This window comes from Taklimakanibacter albus, from assembly GCF_016595235.1.
Classification (GTDB): domain Bacteria; phylum Pseudomonadota; class Alphaproteobacteria; order Rhizobiales; family Aestuariivirgaceae; genus Taklimakanibacter; species Taklimakanibacter albus.
The window spans coordinates 187,607-205,639 of record NZ_JAENHL010000007.1; the positions used below are offsets into that span (position 1 = coordinate 187,607).

Consider the following 18,033-nt stretch of genomic DNA (forward strand, 5'->3'; position numbering starts at 1 on the left):
TTCGCATCGGAGAATCCGATGCGTCCAGATGAAAATCCGATTACTTGTGGCCAAACGGCAACATAGGCATCATCTCGAGCAACGCTGCCTCACTCGTGCCTGGATGAAAGTCCAACAAAGGAATTACTGGCGGACCATCGCCGACAGCCCCGATCGTTGGCCGCCAAAATGGCCCTCCGGGGCTGGGTACCCGTACCCAAACAACCGTGATAGGCTCCGTGCGGGGAGATGGACTGACCAGCTGATCGCGGGCAAAGACGGCACATGCAAGACGGATCATACCAGGAACTTATCGACGAGCTGGAAGAATGGCGCTCGTCGGGCCTTACCCCGCGTCTCTGGCTGCGCGACGACGACGTAACCGCTCCCTCGGCCGAGTTGGACATGCTGCTGGCGCTCACACAGGATCATGCCATACCTGTAGTGCTTGCCGCGATCCCGAAGCCGGCCAGCGAAGCTCTCCGAGCACGCCTCGAAGACATCGATGCTGTTCGGATAGCTACCCACGGCTGGTCGCATGACAATCATGCGCCTGATGGCGAATATAAGCAGGAGCTGGGGCTCTATCGCGGGCTGAACATCGTCGTCGAGGAGCTGACGCGCGGCGTGACCAAGCTGCGGCAGCTCTTTGGAGAGAAGCTGTCGGCCCTGCTTGTCCCTCCATGGAACAATATCGACGACCGATTACTGCCGCATCTGAACGGCATCGGATTTCAGGCGGTTTCGGTACTGGGCTCGCGACTGACGAACAAGCGCACCACCGACCTCGCCGTAACCAACGTGCATCTCGACATTATCGATTGGGAGACGTTGCGTTGTCATGATGAAGCAAGGCTCGTCAAAGAACTGTCTCGTGAACTCAGAAAGAAGCGCGAAGGAGACAAGGGGCCGATCGGCATCCTCACGCATCATCTAGTCCACGACGATGCCGCTTGGCAATTTCTCGTCCGACTGTTTGAGGTTACGCAGAAACGCGAGGGGTGCCGCTGGATCGACGGCGATGAACTGATGCAATCGGCGATCGCGCGGGCGGCGAAGCCCGTCACGCCGGAAGCCACATCGGCACCATCGACAGGACAAGAAGAATCGCCAGTAGCACATTGAGGGCGCGCCATTGCCAGACGGCCTGGAGCAAGCGCGCCAGTGCCTGCCCGGCCATGCACCAGATGAAGAGCGAGGCGATCGCGCTAAGGCCGAAAACGGAGCCCAGCAGGAGCGCCAACCGGATTGGCGTGTCGGCCAGGGCGGCGAAGGACATCGCGGCACTGCTCGTCATCGCCCATCCCTTGGGATTGTATAGGATCAGCCATACACCGCCGAGAAAGCTCGTCGGCTTGGCGACAGTCCGGCCCAGATCGGGCGCCCCGCTCCGCGCCACGCGCCAGGCGAGCCAGAGGAGATAGAGCGTCCCCGCCGCCTTCATGCCGAGTTGAAGGACCGGCAGCGCCAGCAGCATGGCGGCGAGGCCGAGGGCTGCGGCGCCGGCCATCGAGGCGAGCCCGGCGGCTATTCCCAAGATGAGATGAAGCGAGCGTCGCAGGCCGAAATGCGCACCCGAAGCCGTTGCCAGCGTCGTCGCTCCGCCCGGCGAGAGGGTGGCGATGGCGACAAAGAGAAAAAGCGGCAGAAGCTGATCCATCGCCAGCCTATGCCGCAGCCCCAGACATCATGAAAACGAATGTTGAGAATACTTTACATTACGAACTATAATGCTGAGCATGGCACGAAATCTCGATATCGATCTCGTTCGCACCTTCATCGCGGTCGCCGACCACGCCAGCATGACGGCCGCGGGCAATGCGCGCTTTCTGACCCAAGGCGCCGTCAGCCAGCAGATCAAGCGGCTCGAGGACATGCTGGGCCACCAGTTGATCGAGCGCAGCCGCCGCGGTCTCAAGCTCACCCGGGCCGGCGAGCAGCTGCTGTCGAAGAGCCGGCGGCTCATCGCTCTCAATGACGACATCTGGTCGGAAATGACGACCGGCGAAATCACCGGCACCGTCCGCCTGGGCCTTCCTTATGATCTGGTGACGACCTGCATCACGCCGGTGATGAAGGACTTTGCCGCGGCCCATCCGCAAGTCGAGATCACCCTTACTTGCGCCGCCTCGCCTGAGCTTGTCGGGGCCCTCGCCAAAGGTGAGCTCGACCTCGCCCTTGCCGAGGAGCCGGTCGGCGCCAGCCGCGGCGAAACCTTGCGCATTGAACGCCTCGTCTGGGTCGGCGCCCGCAATGGTGGCGCTCATCTCAAGACACCCTTGCCGGTATCGATGGTCGCCGACACCTGCGCCTTCCGCCCCGCCGTGCTGGCCGCCCTGGCGCAACAGGATCGCAAGTGGCGCACGGTCTTCGAGAACGGCAATATCGAAGCGACGGCGGCGACGGTGCGCGCCGATCTCGCAGTGACCGCCTGGCTCGTCTCGACGGTTCCAGCCGATCTGGAGATTCTCGGCCCCGACAAGGCGCCCTGCGACCTGCCGCCTTTCGCCATCAACCTGCATCTGCCGAAACATGCGATGATGGCGCCGGCGGCAGAGCTTGCCCGCCACCTGCGCCAAAGCTTCGTCTGAGGGCTACAAGACGACCTGCAACTGCGCCTTGAGCAAGGTCTCTTCCTTCGCCGACGGCCCGACGAAAATTTCGACGGCGCCTGCCTCGAGCGTTGGCACGAAACCCGCGCCTAAGAATTTCAGGTCATCGGTCGAGAGCGTGATACTCACCCGCTTCGATTGTCCGGGCGCGAGAACCACCTTCTCTATCCCTTTCAGCTCGAGCACCGGGCGCGACACGCTCGCCACCGGATCGCGCATGAACAGGAACACCGTCTCCTCGCCCGCGACCTTGCCGTCATTGCTGACCGACGCCTCGATCGTGATCTTGTCGCCGGCGCGCACTTCACTTGGCGTGACCGCGAGATCGCCATAGGCGAAGCGCGTATAGGAAAGGCCATGACCGAAGGGGAACAGAGGCTCGTTCGGCAGATCGAGATATTTGCTCGAATAGCGGAAGTCGGTCTTGAGCGGCCGCCCGCTCGGCTTGTGCCCAAAGAAGACCGGCATCTGTCCGACATCGACCGGCCACGACACCGACAATTTGGCGGACGGATTCCACTTGCCGGTCAGCACGTCAGCCACCGCATGGCCGGCCTCGCTGCCGAGGAACCAGGTGGCGAGCACCGCATCGGCGCGTTCGATGAGCCAGCTCGCCGTCAGTGGCCGGCCCGACGACAGCAGCACGATCACCGGCTTGCCGGTATCGAGAATGGCCTTGGCGAACTCCGCCTGATGGCCGGGCAGATCGGGCCGCGCCCGGCTGCCCGCTTCGCCGCTCATGAAACGCTGCTCGCCGAGACACAGCACGACGAGGTCGGACCGCCGCGCCAGCTCGACAGCGGCGTCGATGCCGGCGAGATCGCCGCCTTCGATCTCGACGCCCGGCGCGTGCAGGATCTCGGCGCGCGGCCAGGCGGCCCGGATGCCGGGCAGGAACGGCACCATGTCCTCGATGAGCCCTGCCCCCGACCACGGTCCCAGCATTTCAGCCTGCGCATTGGCGAGCGGCCCCAATACCGCGACGCGCTGCGGCGGCGTGGTAACAGGGAGCGCATTATTGCGGTTGGTCAACAGCACGATCGACCGGCGCGCCGCGTCGAGTGCGATGTCGCGGTGCTCGACACGCCGTGCCTTGTGATCGAATTTGGCTGCGGCTTCGCGATAAGGATCATCGAACAGCCCCATCTGTTCTTTGAGCATGAGGACGCGCGCGGTGGCCTGGTTGAGTTCTTCGATCGTAATCGCGCCCTGCTGCAGCGCCGGCGCCAGGCCTTGAACATAAGCGAGGCCCATCAGGTCGATATCGACACCGGCCCTGAGCGCCAGCGCCGAGGCCTCGGTCAGGTCGGCGGCGATGCCATGCGGAATGAGCTCGGTGACGGCATTATAGTCGCTGATGATGACGCCCTCGAATCCCCATTGCTTGCGCACCAGGTCACGCAGGATCGGCACATGGGCGGTGAGCGGTATGCTGTCCATGTCGGTGAAGGCCGGCATGATCGCTGCCACACCCGCCTCGATCGCCGCCCTGAAGGGCGGCAGATAGACTTCATGTAATGTCCGCTCCGTGACCTCGACCTGGGCGTAATCTCGCCCGGCGACCGAGGCGCCATAAGCCGCCAGATGTTTGGCGGTAGCGGCGAGCGACAGCGGTGATTTGATATCGTCACCCTGGAACCCGTGCGTTTTGGCTCGGGCGAACAAGGAGGTGACCCAGGGATCTTCACCGGCACTCTCCGCCATCCGGCCCCAGCGCGGATCACGCGAGATATCGAGCATGGGCGCGAAGGTAAGGTTGAGTCCTTCCGCGGCACCCTCGAGTGCCGCCACCCGCGCGGTGCGTTCCCACAGAACCGCATCGAAGGCGCCGGCCTCCGCGAGAGGTATAGGGAAGATCGTCCGATGGCCGTGAATGATGTCATAGCCGAAGATCAACGGGATGCCGAGCCGCGTCTCTTCGAGCGCCATGCGCTGGAGATCGCGCACCTGCCCGCGGCCGAACAGATTGAACACGCCGCCGAGATGCCCGCCCTTGAGCGCCTCGATGTAATTCGCCGGATCACCCGGCCCGGTGATCACATGGCCTGCCGTCAACATGTTCAGTTGACCGATCTTTTCGTCGACACTCATCACGCCCAAGAGACGCTTCACCCGATCGGTCAATCTCACTGACATATTTGAACCTGTGCTCCCGGAACTGTTCAGCGGCCATTCACATCGCGCGGCATAGTATTTGCCTGACAATTGCAGGAGTTCCAATAACGGAACTTCGTCGGCTGTGGCTTTACCGTCACAGTCTCCTGAATAATCGAGATTTTGGCCGCGCGCACGGGATTTACATAAAGCGTTTACTAGCGAGGCACATCATCTTCGATTAGGATTCGTAACTGGGCAGAGAATCAAAAAAGAAGAAAGACGGAAACGAAACAAGGGGCTGGTATCGGACCCATGGGGTAGCTGGTAAAACGTCGGAGACGGCACCTCCGGCGTGGCAGAAGTTCTGTGCCGAGAACAACGAGCGCCGCTTCTGGGCGCAGGCACTGCCGCTGTTGCGTGCCCTCAACATCTCCCCGCTTCGCAATAAGCTGCTTCTGATGGGCGCGGGGCTCATCTTCATCATCCTCATCAACACATTCGGGCAGATCAAGCTCAATGCCTGGTTCGGCAGTTTCTATGATGCGCTGTTCCAGCGCTCGCTGCCGCTTCTCGCCAATGAGGTCGTGGCCTTCCTCGTCATCGTCGGCGGCCTGCTCTGTCTCGTGGTGGCACAGACCTGGCTGCAGGAGACGATCAAGGTTCGCCTGCGCGAATGGCTGACCCACGATCTGATGGATCAGTGGCTCAAACCGGGACGCGCCTTTCATTTGTCGCAGGCCGGCGAAGACGGCGCCAATCCCGATCAATATATCCAGGCCGATGCCCGCCAGCTGGCCGACATGTCGGCGAGCCTCGTCATCGGCCTGTTCCACGCCAGCCTCCTGCTCCTGAGTTTCGTCGGCGTATTATGGGCGCTCTCCAATCAGGTCGTCTTCAGCTATGACGGCCGTACCTTCACCATTCCAGGTTACATGGTGTGGTGCGCGCTCGCTTACGCGCTGACCGGTTCCTGGTTGACCTGGCTCATCGGGCGCCCGCTCATCAAGCTCAATGCCGAACGCTACGCTCGCGAAGCCGATCTGCGCTTCGCCATCATGCGTATCAACGAGACCGTGGCGTCGGTCGCCATGGCGCGCGGCGAAGCGCATGAGCGGCGCACCGCCAATGGCTCGATCGTCAGCGTGATCGATCTCGGCCGCAAGCTCGCCAACGGCCATTCGCGCCTCACCTGGATCACCTCTGGCTATGGCTGGCTGGCGCTCGTCGTGCCCATCCTGCTCGCGACGCCCGGCGTCTTCAGCGGCAGCCTCAGCCTGGGCGGGCTTATGATGGTGGTCGGCGCCTTCACCCAGGTGCAGAACTCGCTGCGCTGGTTCGTCGACAACTTCCCCGGCATTGCCGACTGGCGGGCGACCCTCCTGCGCGTCTCGCGCTTCCGTAACGGCCTCGCTTATCTCGACCTCGAACCCAATCCGAACCCGGATGCCACAGGCACCGGCGGCATCGCGCTTGCCCCCCACCCGCAAGGTCATGTCAGTTTCGACAACGCCGCCATCGGTCATGCCGACAGCCCGTTGACCTTCGCCACATCCACGATCGAGCTCAAACCGGGCGAGCGCGCCTTGATCGAAACCGCCTCCGACAGCGACCGCGCCCTCCTCCTGCGCACCTTGGTCGGCCTGTCGCTCGAAGGCTCGGGCACCATTCTCCTGCCCGAAGCCAAGGACGTCATGTTCGTGCCGGCGCGCCTCGATTTCCGCATCGGCACCTTGCGCGAGGCGATGATCTATCCGGCCAGCTCCACCGATCTCGATGACACGCTGATCTCCTCCGCCCTCGTCCGGGCCGGCCTCATGAATCTGTTGGGTCGGCTCGACGACAAGGAGCGCTGGGACCGCGCTCTGCAGGCCCAGGACCAGCAGCGCCTGATGCTGGCACGCCTCATCCTGCATCGCCCGGCCTGGGTGCTGTTCGAGGACATGGCCGCCACCGCCAATGAGCAGGATCTGCGCGTGTTCCGCTCGGTCTTCGCCCGCGAGCTTCTCGGCACGGCCGTCATCGGCCTCGGCGCCTGCACCGCGCTCAACGGCTTCTTCGAGCGCAAGTTCCGTCTGGCACGCAAGCTTGAGACGGCGGCCCCGCCGGTAACTTTTGACGCAGCGCCAATGCAGGCGCGTCAGCGCATCGAGGCGGCCGAATAATTTCACTCCCCCTGGCTGACGAGGAATGCGAGGATGGCATTTCATCCTCTAGATTCCCAAGGTTAGCCCGCCATGACCGATCAGTCCGCCCAGCTCGCCGACGCCGCGACTGACATTGACGAAGCCGCCCATCAGGGCCTCGTCCCACAAGTTACGATGATGATCGGCGCCCTCTTTTCCTCTCCCGTGCGCAACACGCTGTTTGCCCTCGGCGCCAGCCTCGTCACCGTCATCCTTCTCACCGCCTATGGGCAGATTCGCCTCAACAGCTGGAACCAGCCCTTTTATGACGCCCTCGCCCGGCGCGATCTCACCGATTTCCTCGTCCAGCTCGGTGTCTTCGGCATGATCGCCGGCAGCCTGCTCGTCATGAATGTGCTGCAGACCTGGCTGCATCAGATGATCAAGCTCAAGCTGCGCGAGGGGCTGGTGCTCGACCTCATCGGCAACTGGCTGCAGCCCTTGCGCGCTTTTCGCCTCGCCAGCGCCGGCCCGATCGGCGTCAATCCCGATCAGCGCCTGCATGAGGACGCTCGCCACCTGACCGAGCTGTCTGCAGACCTCGGCATCGGCCTGTTCCAGGCCTCGATTCTGCTCGCGAGTTTCATCGGCGTGCTCTGGTCGTTGTCCTCCGGCTTCATCTTCACGGTCGGTGGCCGCAGCTTTGACATTCCGGGCTACATGGTCTGGGCCGCGATCATCTATGCGGGCTCGGCTTCCCTCATCAGCTATTGGGTGGGCCGGCCGCTGGTCCAGCGCAATGCCGACCGTTATGCCCGCGAGGCGGATCTGCGTTTCTCGATGATGCGCGTCAACGAGCATATCGATTCCGTCGCCTTGTTCCGCGGCGAGGGCGACGAAAAGCGGCGCATCGAAGTCAATCTGCGGGCGGTGCTCGACGCCACCAGCCGCATCATCGCCCGCATCACCGGCCTCACCTGGGTCACCGCCGGTTATGGCTGGTTCACCATCGTGGCGCCGATCCTCGTCGCAGCACCGGTCTATTTCGCCGGCAATCTCTCTTTCGGCGGACTGATGATGGCGGTCGGCGCCTTCAACCAGGTGCACAATTCGCTGCGCTGGTTCATCGATAATTTCAGCGCCATCGCCGACTGGCGCGCCACTTTGCTGCGCATCGCCAATTTCCGCAGCGCCGTACTCAAGACCGACGTGCTGCACACGGTGGAGAGCCGCATCGATTTCACCGAAGGCGACGAACCCGGCAAGGTCCGCATCAAGAACCTGGAGATCGCCTCGCCGACCGGCTGCACGATGCTCCAGGAGCGTGACGTCGAGATCAAGGCCGGCGAGCGTGTGCTGGTGGTGGGCGACTCCGGCGCCGGCAAAACGCTGATGTTCCGCGCTCTGTCCGGCCTCTGGCTGTGGGGCGACGGACATATCAGCTGGCCCAAGGGCGAGAGTATCCAATATATGCCGCGCATTCCCTATATGCCGCCCGGCACCTTGCGCGAGGTCCTTGCCTATCCCTCAGCCGTCGGCGACTTCAAGCCTGAGCAGTTCGAGGAAGCGCTAAAGAGCACCGGGCTCGATGATCTCATCCGTCGACTCGACCAGCAGAAACGTTGGGACAAGAAGCTCGACGACGACGAGCAGCAGGCGCTGGCTTTCGCCCGCGTCAGAATGCAGAAACCGAAATGGCTGCTGATCGACGAGGTGCTCGATTCGGTCGACGACGAGACTCATGAGCGCATCGTCGCCATGCTCGCCCGTGACTTGAAAGACACCGGCATCATCCATGTCGGCAAAGCCGAGGCGCATGACCATATCTTCAAGCGTGTCCTGCATCTGATGAAAGACCCCGAAACGCGCTGCCTGCCGATGCGCAAGGAAATGCCTGACATCCGGCCGAAAACACCCGTTGCCCGCTACCTGGAACCCGCGAAATGAAGAAGAAGTCCGGCACCAAGCCCGCGGCAAAGCTCAGCGACGACGAGCTTCTCGAGTTTGTCCAGCGTGAGACCTTCCGCTATTTCTGGGAGGGCGCTCATCCGGTGAGCTTCATGGCGCTCGACCGCCGCTACCGGTCGGAGCGCGACGACGACAAGGTGACGACCGGCGGCACCGGCTTTGCCGTCATGGCATTCATCGTGGCGGTGGAACGCCAATGGGTGACGCGCGATGAGGCGATCGAACGGCTGAGTCGCATGCTCGACATATTGGAGCGCGGCACCTGCTATCACGGCGTCCTGCCGCATTTCATGGACGGCCGTACCGGCACCACTATTCCCTTCTGGCGCAAGGACGACGGCGCCGATCTCGTCGAAACATCCCTGCTCTTCCAGGGCCTGCTCTGCGCGCGGGCATATTTCAACCGCGACACGCCGGTCGAGCGGCGCCTGCGTGGCCGCATCACCTGGCTGTGGACCGAAGTCGAATGGAACTGGCACACGCGCGACGGCCGCAAAATGCTCTATTGGCATTGGAGCCCGAATAACGGCTGGTCGCTCGATCACGGCATCCGCGGCTGGAACGAGTGCCTCATCACCTATGTTCTGGCCGCCTCGGCGCCCCGTTATGGCGTCGGCCCCGAAGTCTATCACGAAGGCTATGCGTCGGGCCGCGACTTCCTGAACGGGAAAGACTATCACGGCATCGAGCTGCCGCTCGGCCCTCCTTCCGGCGGGCCATTGTTCTTCACCCATTATTCCTTCTGCGGTCTCGATCCGCGCGGCCTCACGGACAACTATGCCGACTACGGGGCCCAGAACCTCGCCCATGCCCGCATCAATTACGAATATTGCCGGCGCAACCCGAAGAACCACAAGGGTTATGGCCCCTCCTGCTGGGGCCTGACCGCCAGCGACGATCCCGACGGCTACAGCGCCCATGCGCCCGACAACGATAATGGCACCATCTCGCCGACCGCGGCATTGGCCAGCATGCCCTATACGCCCAAGGAGTCGATGCGGGCCTTGCGGTATTTCGTGAAGGCCGGCGACAAGCTCTGGGGTCGCTTCGGTTTCATCGACGCCTTCAACGAAACCCGCGACTGGCATGCCGATACGTTCCTCGCCATCGACCAGGGCCCGATCATCGCCATGATCGAAAACCACCGCACCGGTCTGCTGTGGAACCTGTTCATGAGCATTCCGGAGATTCAGGCGGGCCTCAAGAAGCTCGGCTTCAAGAGCCCACATTTCGACGCGCGCATCACATGACGCGGTCCCTCCTTCATTCCCATTCCCCGGAAACGCCTACACATTTCCCCTTCTCCCGCTTGCGGGAGAAGGTGCCCGATAGGGCGGATGAGGGTGTTGGTTCAGCTTCGCGACGGCTTATCAAGAGAACAGGATGACGAAGCTTCAACATCTCTCATGCTTGCGGCCATATAGAAAGCTGAGAGGACACCCTCATCCGGCCTTCGGCCACCTTCTCCCGCAAGCGGGAGAAGGGAAATACGACAAGGCCGCGTGAGTATGCCTGCCCCCCTCGAAGACTGGATCGCCCGGCAATATCGCTTCTCCGCCCAGGCGATGCTGGAAGCCGTTTCGGCGACGCAGATCACGCAGATACGGCCGGGCTTCGGGCAAACGGTGACACCGATCAAGGGCTCGATCGTCGCTTCTCCGGTTCTAGCCGCCTGGGATCCCGATCCCGATTATTTCTTCCACTGGTTCCGCGACTCCGCCGTCGTGATCGACGCAATACGCGTACTCCATGAGGACGGCACTCTGGGTCCGGAGGCGCTCGGCCATTTCGGCGACTTCGTCACCTTCTCTTTGTCGCTGCCACATCGGGAGCCGGTGACGGATCGGGCGAAGACAAAACCCGATTTCGCGCAATATCTGCGCCCCGAGGGCGAGATCACTGCCGTCAGCACCCGGGACGTCGCCGCCGAGACCCGCGTCAATCCCGACGGCACGCTCGACATCTCGCGCTGGTCGCGGCCTCAGCATGATGGCCCGGCGTTGCGCCTGATCGCGGTGCTGCGCTGGCTTTCAAGTGAGATCCCGCTCGATGACGGCAGCCGGACGAAAGCGATCCGCCTTGCCAACTCCGACATCGACTTCATCCTACGCCATCTGGGTGAGCCCGCCTTCGATATGTGGGAGGAGGAACAGGGTCAGCATTATTACACGTTGCGCGCCGAGGCGACCGCGCTTGCCAGGGCGGCGTCCTGGCTTCAGGACGCCGAGAAAGCCGAAGCGTGCCGCGCGGCGGTCTCCACCCTTCACCGCCGCCTCGACGGCTTCTGGCGCGAGAAGGATGGTTTCTACAGTTCCAGGCTCACCGGCGATCCGACCAAATATCTCGATATCTCGGTCATCTTCGCCGTCATCCATGCCGATGATACGGGCCCCCTTCACAGCATCCGCGATGTGCGCATGCTGGCAACCCTGCGCAAGCTCGAAAAACTTTTCGATGGTCTCTATGTCATTAATCAGGGGCGCCCTGAGAACCGCGCCCCGGCGATGGGCCGGTTTGCCAGCGATGTCTATTTCTCAGGCGGCGCTTATTATTTCTCGACCCTCGCCGCTGCCGAGTTCTATTTCCGCTTCGCCGCCGAATGCACCGGCGACCTCGCCCGCAATTACTTCGCCAAGGGCGACGCTTTTCTCGAGACGGTGCGTGCCTTCACCCCCGAGAGCGGTGAGCTTTCCGAGCAGTTCGACCGGAACACCGGACAGCAGGTTTCCGCCAAGAAGCTCGCCTGGAGCTATGCCGCTTTCGTCACGGCGATCGCCGCGCGCAATTCATGCGATGAGGTTCAATAATCCCATTCGGCGCCGATGCCGACTTCTGTGCTGCCATCGGCGCCGGTGGCGCCTTGCGCACGGATATTCTTGGTGATGTCGACGTCGATCGTGACCTTGCTCGAATTGGGCTGCGCCCCCTGCTTCACACCCAGATAGACGCGGTCATTGATCCTCTTGCCCATGCCGACTTCGCCGCCATTGTCGGTGCCGACATCGAGACTGTCGACGCCGAGCGACTGGCGCATCTTGTCGAGCATGCCGGGACCCGAGCCCGACAATTGCGCGATCGTCTGAGCGAGTTGGGCCGCCTGACCCATGGTGAGTTCACTGGCACTCTTGTCGAACAGCAGACGCGCGATGACTTCGTCCTGCGGCAAGGTTGGAGTCGAGGCGAAGCCGATCTTGGGCGCCGAAGCCGGCCCTGAGATCAGCACCTTGGCGGTGATGCCGTCGCTTTCGGTCTCGGCCACGAAGTCGAGCTCGGGATCGAGCGAGCCGTTGAATGAAATGAGGCCTTTCGAGAAATCGAGCCGCTTGCCGAAGCCGTCGAAACGGCCGCGCTTGAACTCGAAGCCGCCGAGCGAGCGTGGCTCGGCGCTCGTGCCCTGGACCGACAGATCGCCACCGAGTTCGGCTTCCATGCCCATGCCGCGCACGAAGATGCCGTTGGGCGCCGACAGTGTCAGGTCGAGATCGGCAATGAAGGGTGACGCCGCCTTCGTGGCCTTGGCGGCTTCCGCCTTGGCCTTGCCGGATTTCTTGCCGGGTGCTCCGCCGACATGGCGCACCTCGATCGGCTTGGCCGCGCCCGAGAGCTTGTCGGGCAGGTTGATGTCGAGGCGCCGCACCTGGACGCGGCCGGAGATCTTGGGCCGTGTCATCAGGGCGCCGCTCGCCTGCAGCCGGCCATCGGCGACCAGCCGCGCGGTCTCGCTCGAAACCAGCGTCGCCTTGTCGAAGGTGATGCCGATATCGGCGGGAATGCCGGCGGCCGGATCGACCGTCACCTTGCCGGAGAGCGTCACGGTGCCGCCATTGATCGTCTGGCCTTTGATATCCTGCAGGATCAGCGCGCGACCGTCACCAACGATATCGCCATTGATCTTGGAGATGGTGACGCCATTGACCACATCATCGAATCGCGCGTCGGCGAGACGTATCGTGCCGCGCAGATTGGGCGCGCCTGCCGTGCCGGTCACCGCCGCATTGATCTGCGCCTTGCCGGCGAGCCGGTTGCCGGACGCCGCCAGCATCGGATTGGCGAGCGACAATTGCACCCCGCCCGCCACTTTGAGATCGAGCGCCAATTGGGCGAGCGAAATGGTTCCGGTCACCCGCGCATCCTGGATCTGCGGATTCTTGATTACCATATCGATCGAGGCGCGCTTGTCGCGCAAATTGCCGGCGAGCGTGATGTCGAAGGGACCCGCGCCGGTGCGCACGATATCGGGATTGCTCAGGCCGGCGATGCGGACGCCATATTGCCCGATCGGGGCCTGCGGCGAGCCCGCCACCTTGATCATTCCCTCGAGCGTGCCCTTGAGCTCGCCCTGATAGCCACCGAGCTTGGCCAGCGACAGAGGCAGAGCGGAAAGCTTCACATCGAGCGCCAGCCTGTCCGGTCCGGCCTTGCCGGTGACGGCAGCGCGGCCATTGCCGGTGACCAGGACGAAATTGTCTACCGCGACAGTGCTGCCGGCGATCTCGATCTTGGACGGACCGGCGAGCGTGGCGCGCACGCCGTCCTTGGCCAAAGCAAGCGACTTGAGATCGATAAGCGTCGCCGCACCCTGAGGCCTGACCCGCGCCTCGCTGGTGATGTCCGTGCCTTGGATGCGGCCGGCCAGGCGGATGGTGCTGTCGGCGCCGGTGCCGATCGCCTCGATAGTCGCCCGCTCGATCGCGACACCGCCAGCCGTGCTGCCGGCAATATCGATGCTGCCGTCGAAGCCCGGCGTACCGAAGGCATCGCTCACTTTGGCATCGACATTCATCTTGCCGATCGCCTGCTCGGCGACGCGCAAGCCTGAAGCATTGGCCTTGACCATCACGGCCTGCTTGCCGCCTTGGGCCGAGAGATTGACCGTGCCCTTGAGCGAGCCCGACATCGGCGTCAGCGCCAGGGCCGAAAGATCGGCGAGATTGCCGGCATTGACGGTCAGGTCGCCATTGATGAGGCCGGCCACGGCTTTGAGCGCGCCCTTCATCTGATTGGTGCCGACCGTCAGGTCGATCGGATCGAGCCGATAGGTGTCCTCAGGCAAAGCCGCGAAACGCACGAGGCCTTTGGCCGGCTTGCCCGCGATGCGCCCGCCGAAGGTCAGGTCGCCCGCCGGCGCACCCGTGAGGTCGGCGGCCTTCACAAGAACTTCCAGCCCTTCGACGGGCTTGCCCATGGCGGTACCCGAAGCAATGCTGAGCTTCGAGGTGAGATCGAGCTTGTCGAGCGTGCCCGAAAAGGCTGCCGTCGCCTGCGCCTTGCCGCTGAGACGCGGATCGATGAGCGCCATGTCGGCGAGCGTGAGGTCGGCTTTGAGATCGGCGGCGCTGCGGTCGATGCGCCCGCCAATGGCGAGCGCCAGATTCTTCGCGGCGAGATTGGCATCCTTGACGATCAGCACGCCGTCGGCGCCGCGCTCGACGCTGCCTGAAAGCTCGGCTGGTCCATTGAGCAGCCTATCGACGGCCTTGATGCCCGTGACGATGCCGATCGAACTGCCCTTGCCCGTCACCCGCAGCATGTCCGGCGTCACGTCGAGATCGGCCTCGGCCGAGAACTGGCCGCCGAGCGTCCGCCCGGCCAACGGCGAAAAGGCCGCGAGATCGAGCCGGCCCAGGCGCAATTTGCCCTGGGTCGCTTCCGCCGTGGCCCGCCCGGTGAATTCGGCGGCAAGTGGTGCCAGCTTGATCGTGGCGCCGGTCAGAGCCGGCTTGCCGTCGCTTCCAAGTGCGCCAGACACGATGAAGTCGAGCGTGTTTCCGAGCGCCTGCCCCACTTTCGGATCGGCGGCCTCGAGGCCTTTCGCATTGCCATCGGCGGTGAGCGCAAACGAGCCGTCGTCTTGCGGCAATGCTTCGACCGTCGCGCTGAACATCTCGGCGCCATAGCCTTGCGCACGCGGCATCGTCACGGTGACCGCCGCCTTCACGGCGGGCTTGGCGATCGGGCCAGAGATCGAACCGTCGACGAACCAGTCCTGCCACTGGACGTCAGGCGCCAGCGCCGCATAACGGGCCGCATCGCCGCCGATCAGCGTGAAGCGCAATTGCGCGGCGCTGGCTGCGGTGTCGAAGCTGCCCTTGAGCGTGGCGCCGAGACCGGCGGCCTGCAATTTCACGTCATCGATCTGGACGATCTGTGTTTCATCGGCATGCAGCAGCGCCTTCAGCACCGTGCTGCCCTCGAAGAGCGGGCGCAGATTGGCCGGCAGCAGCCCCGCCAGTGCGCCATTGAGATCGAGCATGATCGCCTGGCCGGTCTGGTCACGGGCGATGCTGGCAATACCCTGCGCATTGACCGCCTCGCCGGCGATGAAGGACAGATCGGCTTTGAAGTCGTCCAGCGATCCCTTGCCCCTGAGGGTGAGATTGACCGGCGGGCGTCCTTCGATCTGCGCCAGGCCGGAAATGAGCCCGCCTTGCGGCTCGTCCGCCGTGACGTCGATGTCGAGAAGGCGCGTATCGGGAACGAAATTCACCTTGCCGGCGATGCGGCCGGCGAGATCGATGCGGTCCAGCGCGAAATCGAGCGCGAGCCCCTGCGCCGGATCGACGAGACGGGCCGATCCTTCGAAGGACAATTGCATCGCCTGGCCGAAGACCGGCGCGCCGATTTCGATCTCGGCGAGTTTGAGCTGTTTGAGATCGAGACGCGGCACCGTGATGCCGGAGCTCGCCGTCGCTTCCGGCGCCGGCGGTAACTCCGGCAGCCGTTGCAGTGAGATCTTCCGGGCTTCGATGGTGTCGGCCGAGATGAGACCGCCGGTCAGCGCCAGCGGGCTCCAGTAGAGATTGACGCCCTCGACCGTGGCGAAGGTCCCCTTGGCATCGGCAAGCTCGACGCGTCCAACGGTGAGACCGGAGGGAACGAAGCCACCGATCTCACTGATCCTGATGTCGAGGCCATTGCCGGAAGCGAGCCGGCTGGCGGTGCCGGCCAGGAAGCTCTTGCCCGGGGGCGTCTGGACGAAGCCGAAGAGAATCGCGACAAGGACGACAAGCCCGAGCAGCGTATAGAGACCGTAGCGTATGATCCGGCGGGCCATCATCAGAAGGCCTGCCCGATGCTGACATAGACGCCGTAGCCTGTGTCGTCATCACGCGGATTGAGCGGCACGGCCGCATCGAGGCGGATAGGGCCGATGGCGGTGTAATAACGAAGGCCCAGGCCCGCCGCATATTGCAGGCCCGAGAAATCCGGCATTTCATCCTCGAAGGCAGCGCCCATATCGACGAAAGGCACCAGGCCGATCGTTTCGGTGATGCGGATGCGCATCTCGGCCGAGGCCTCGAAATAACTCAAGCCGCCGATGATATCGCCCTTGTCGTTGCGCGGGCTGACCGATTGGAAATCATAACCGCGGATCGAACCGCCGCCGCCCGCATAGAAGCGCCGCGCCGGCGGCACGTCGCTGAGATCGGCGCCGATCAGGCTGCCGCCCGCCACGCGGCCGGCCAGGATGAAGCGGTTGCGATCGTCCATGGCGTGATAGGCGGAAACCTGGCCGCGGGCGAGGACCGGTCCGGCACCCGCCTCGCCCAGAAAAGCGAAGGGCTCGAGCCGGGCGGCGGAGCGGATGCCGCGCGTCGGATCGAGCAGCGAGTCCGTCGTGTCATAGACGACATCGATCGGCAGGCCGGCCACGAAGTCCTGGCGCTTGCCGTCGGTGTCCTCGACATAGGCCTGCTCGAAATCGACGCCGACCTGCACCGACAGCGCGTCGCTGATCTGGCGCTTGACGCCGGCATTGAGCGTCACCGCATCGCGCACATAGGCATCCGTCACTTCACGCAGGAACGCCACCTCGGCGAGGAAATCGTCATCGACGGTATAGATGCCGGGTTTGGTGAAGGTCGCCTTCAGCACATAACCGAACGGATCGGCATCGGGCACCGCATCGGGCTCGCCGCCGAACCACGAGACCTGGCCGTCGATGCGCAAGGTCTCGGCGCCGCCGAACAGGTTGCGATGGCCCCAATAGGCGTTGACCGCTGTACCATCGGTGCTCGAATATTTGGTGCCGAAGCCGAAATAACGCGGCTTGCGCTCGCTGATCTCAAGATCGACCGGCAGGCGGCCATTGGCGTCGAGGTCGTCCGCCTCGCGCAATTTGACGCCGGCAATGATCGGATAGGAGGTCAGGCGCTTGCGTAATTTGTCGAGGCGCTCCGGCGAATAGGGTTCGCCCTCCTCGATGTCGATGCGGTCTTCGACGAATTCGGGATCGAGTCCTTCGGTGCCCGATACGGTGAAACGGCCGAATGGCGCCTTTGGCCCCGTCTCGACGAAAAGCGTGACCTCGAGCCGCCGCGAAACGTGATCGGCGGCGACGTCCTTGCTGTCGATCTTCGCGAACGGATAGCCCTGGCCTCTCAGATCGGAGGCGATGACACGTTCGGCGCGCGCAATGGCCGAACTCGCGGCGATCTCGCCTTCGACCAGGTCGCTGTCCTCGAGATCGGGAACATTCTCCATCGGCCGGTGCGTCTTGGCGTCGAGCACGCGAATCTTGCCGAAACGGAACTCCGGACCGACATCGACATTGATCTGCACCTTGACCGGGCCCCGCGCCCGCATCGTCTCGGCGGCGTCGAAGACGCTCGGATCATTGACGTCGACATCGGCGATGCGGATGTCGATCTCGCCCGCATAGTAGCCCTTGTCATAAAGAGCCGCGGTGATTCGCTCCTGGTCCGACAGAGCACGCTGCACCAGGCCTGCCGCACCAGGTGCGGCGCTTTCCTGAAGCGTGACCAGATTGGAACTGTCCTCGATTGCCGATCTGATGCCGCTGTCGCCGTGATCGATCTTGATGTTGACCTTGTAGGGCAAGGCATCGGCGATCGGTTCTTCGGCCTTTTTGCCCGTGAACCACGAGGTTATGCCATCAAAGAAGGACTGGCTGTGACCGGGCTCGGCCATGAAGCCTGAAAAGAGCGCGCTTGCGGTGCATAACACCAAAAGATTGCTCGTGAATTTCGAAATTGCCCGCAAACGCACAACGCCCCACCACATACACTTCGTGTGCCATAATAGGTTCTGGCAAAAATCCGGTTAAAATGTGTCCCGTTGACTTAACGAAGCTTAAGAAACATCAGGAGAACATTAGTTTCATAAATAAAACAAAACGTCTCGTATTTCTTCCCTTGAGTCAGGAAATTTGCTGCGGATAATTTAATGTCCGTATGGTAATAATACTTGCCAGCCTCCTTTTTGTTGGTCAAGCTGCCGACAAGACGGCCACA

10 protein-coding genes are annotated in these 18,033 nt (G+C 63.1%); 6 read left to right on the forward strand and 4 right to left on the reverse strand.

The genetic code is table 11. The annotated features are described in order from the left end of the window. The first annotated feature begins 264 nt into the window (after positions 1 to 264). Positions 265 to 1,104, forward strand: coding sequence for a polysaccharide deacetylase family protein (locus JHL16_RS12430; protein WP_200185161.1), 840 nt, complete (start codon positions 265 to 267; stop codon positions 1,102 to 1,104). Here JHL16_RS12430 and JHL16_RS12435 read toward each other — a convergent pair. After that, positions 1,043 to 1,639: a LysE family translocator gene (locus JHL16_RS12435; protein ID WP_200185162.1), complete on the reverse strand. Its 597-nt coding sequence runs from the start codon at positions 1,637 to 1,639 to the stop codon at positions 1,043 to 1,045. The two genes, JHL16_RS12430 and JHL16_RS12435, sit on opposite strands and share 62 nt — an antisense overlap. Before the next feature lie 79 nt (positions 1,640 to 1,718). On the opposite strand from JHL16_RS12435, the gene JHL16_RS12440 reads away from it, so the two are divergent. Then, a complete protein-coding gene (locus tag JHL16_RS12440; protein ID WP_200185163.1) occupies positions 1,719 to 2,570 on the forward strand; it encodes a LysR family transcriptional regulator in 852 nt (283 codons plus the stop codon). A 3-nt stretch (positions 2,571 to 2,573) separates the two neighbouring features. On the opposite strand, the gene JHL16_RS12445 is transcribed toward JHL16_RS12440, so the two are convergent. Continuing rightward, positions 2,574 to 4,727, reverse strand: coding sequence for a glycoside hydrolase family 3 N-terminal domain-containing protein (locus JHL16_RS12445; RefSeq protein ID WP_200185164.1), 2,154 nt, complete (start codon positions 4,725 to 4,727; stop codon positions 2,574 to 2,576). Positions 4,728 to 5,101: 374 nt separating this feature from the next. On the opposite strand from JHL16_RS12445, the gene JHL16_RS12450 reads away from it, so the two are divergent. The 4 genes from JHL16_RS12450 (at position 5,102) to JHL16_RS12465 (ending at position 11,586) form a co-directional block, all read left to right on the forward strand. Beyond that, complete coding sequence (locus JHL16_RS12450; protein ID WP_281436011.1) at positions 5,102 to 6,850, forward strand: ABC transporter ATP-binding protein/permease; 1,749 nt, start codon at positions 5,102 to 5,104, stop codon at positions 6,848 to 6,850. A 72-nt stretch (positions 6,851 to 6,922) separates the two neighbouring features. Next, positions 6,923 to 8,758: an ABC transporter ATP-binding protein/permease gene (locus tag JHL16_RS12455; protein WP_200185166.1), complete on the forward strand. Its 1,836-nt coding sequence runs from the start codon at positions 6,923 to 6,925 to the stop codon at positions 8,756 to 8,758. After that, on the forward strand, positions 8,755 to 10,029 hold the full coding sequence (locus tag JHL16_RS12460; RefSeq protein ID WP_200185167.1) for a glucoamylase family protein: 1,275 nt from the start codon (positions 8,755 to 8,757) through the stop codon (positions 10,027 to 10,029). The genes JHL16_RS12455 and JHL16_RS12460 overlap by 4 nt, the downstream gene beginning before the upstream one ends. A gap of 258 nt (positions 10,030 to 10,287) precedes the next feature. Then, positions 10,288 to 11,586, forward strand: coding sequence for a glycoside hydrolase family 15 protein (locus tag JHL16_RS12465; protein ID WP_246771020.1), 1,299 nt, complete (start codon positions 10,288 to 10,290; stop codon positions 11,584 to 11,586). On the opposite strand, the gene JHL16_RS12470 is transcribed toward JHL16_RS12465, so the two are convergent. Next, entirely contained in the window at positions 11,580 to 15,836 is a 4,257-nt protein-coding gene (locus JHL16_RS12470; protein WP_200185169.1) for a translocation/assembly module TamB domain-containing protein, read from the reverse strand. The two genes, JHL16_RS12465 and JHL16_RS12470, sit on opposite strands and share 7 nt — an antisense overlap. Continuing rightward, the gene (locus tag JHL16_RS12475; RefSeq protein WP_200185170.1) at positions 15,836 to 17,710 is read right to left on the reverse strand and encodes an autotransporter assembly complex protein TamA; all 1,875 of its coding nucleotides are present in this window, start codon (positions 17,708 to 17,710) and stop codon (positions 15,836 to 15,838) included. Before JHL16_RS12475 ends, JHL16_RS12470 begins: the two co-directional genes overlap by 1 nt. Positions 17,711 to 18,033 lie beyond the last annotated feature (323 nt).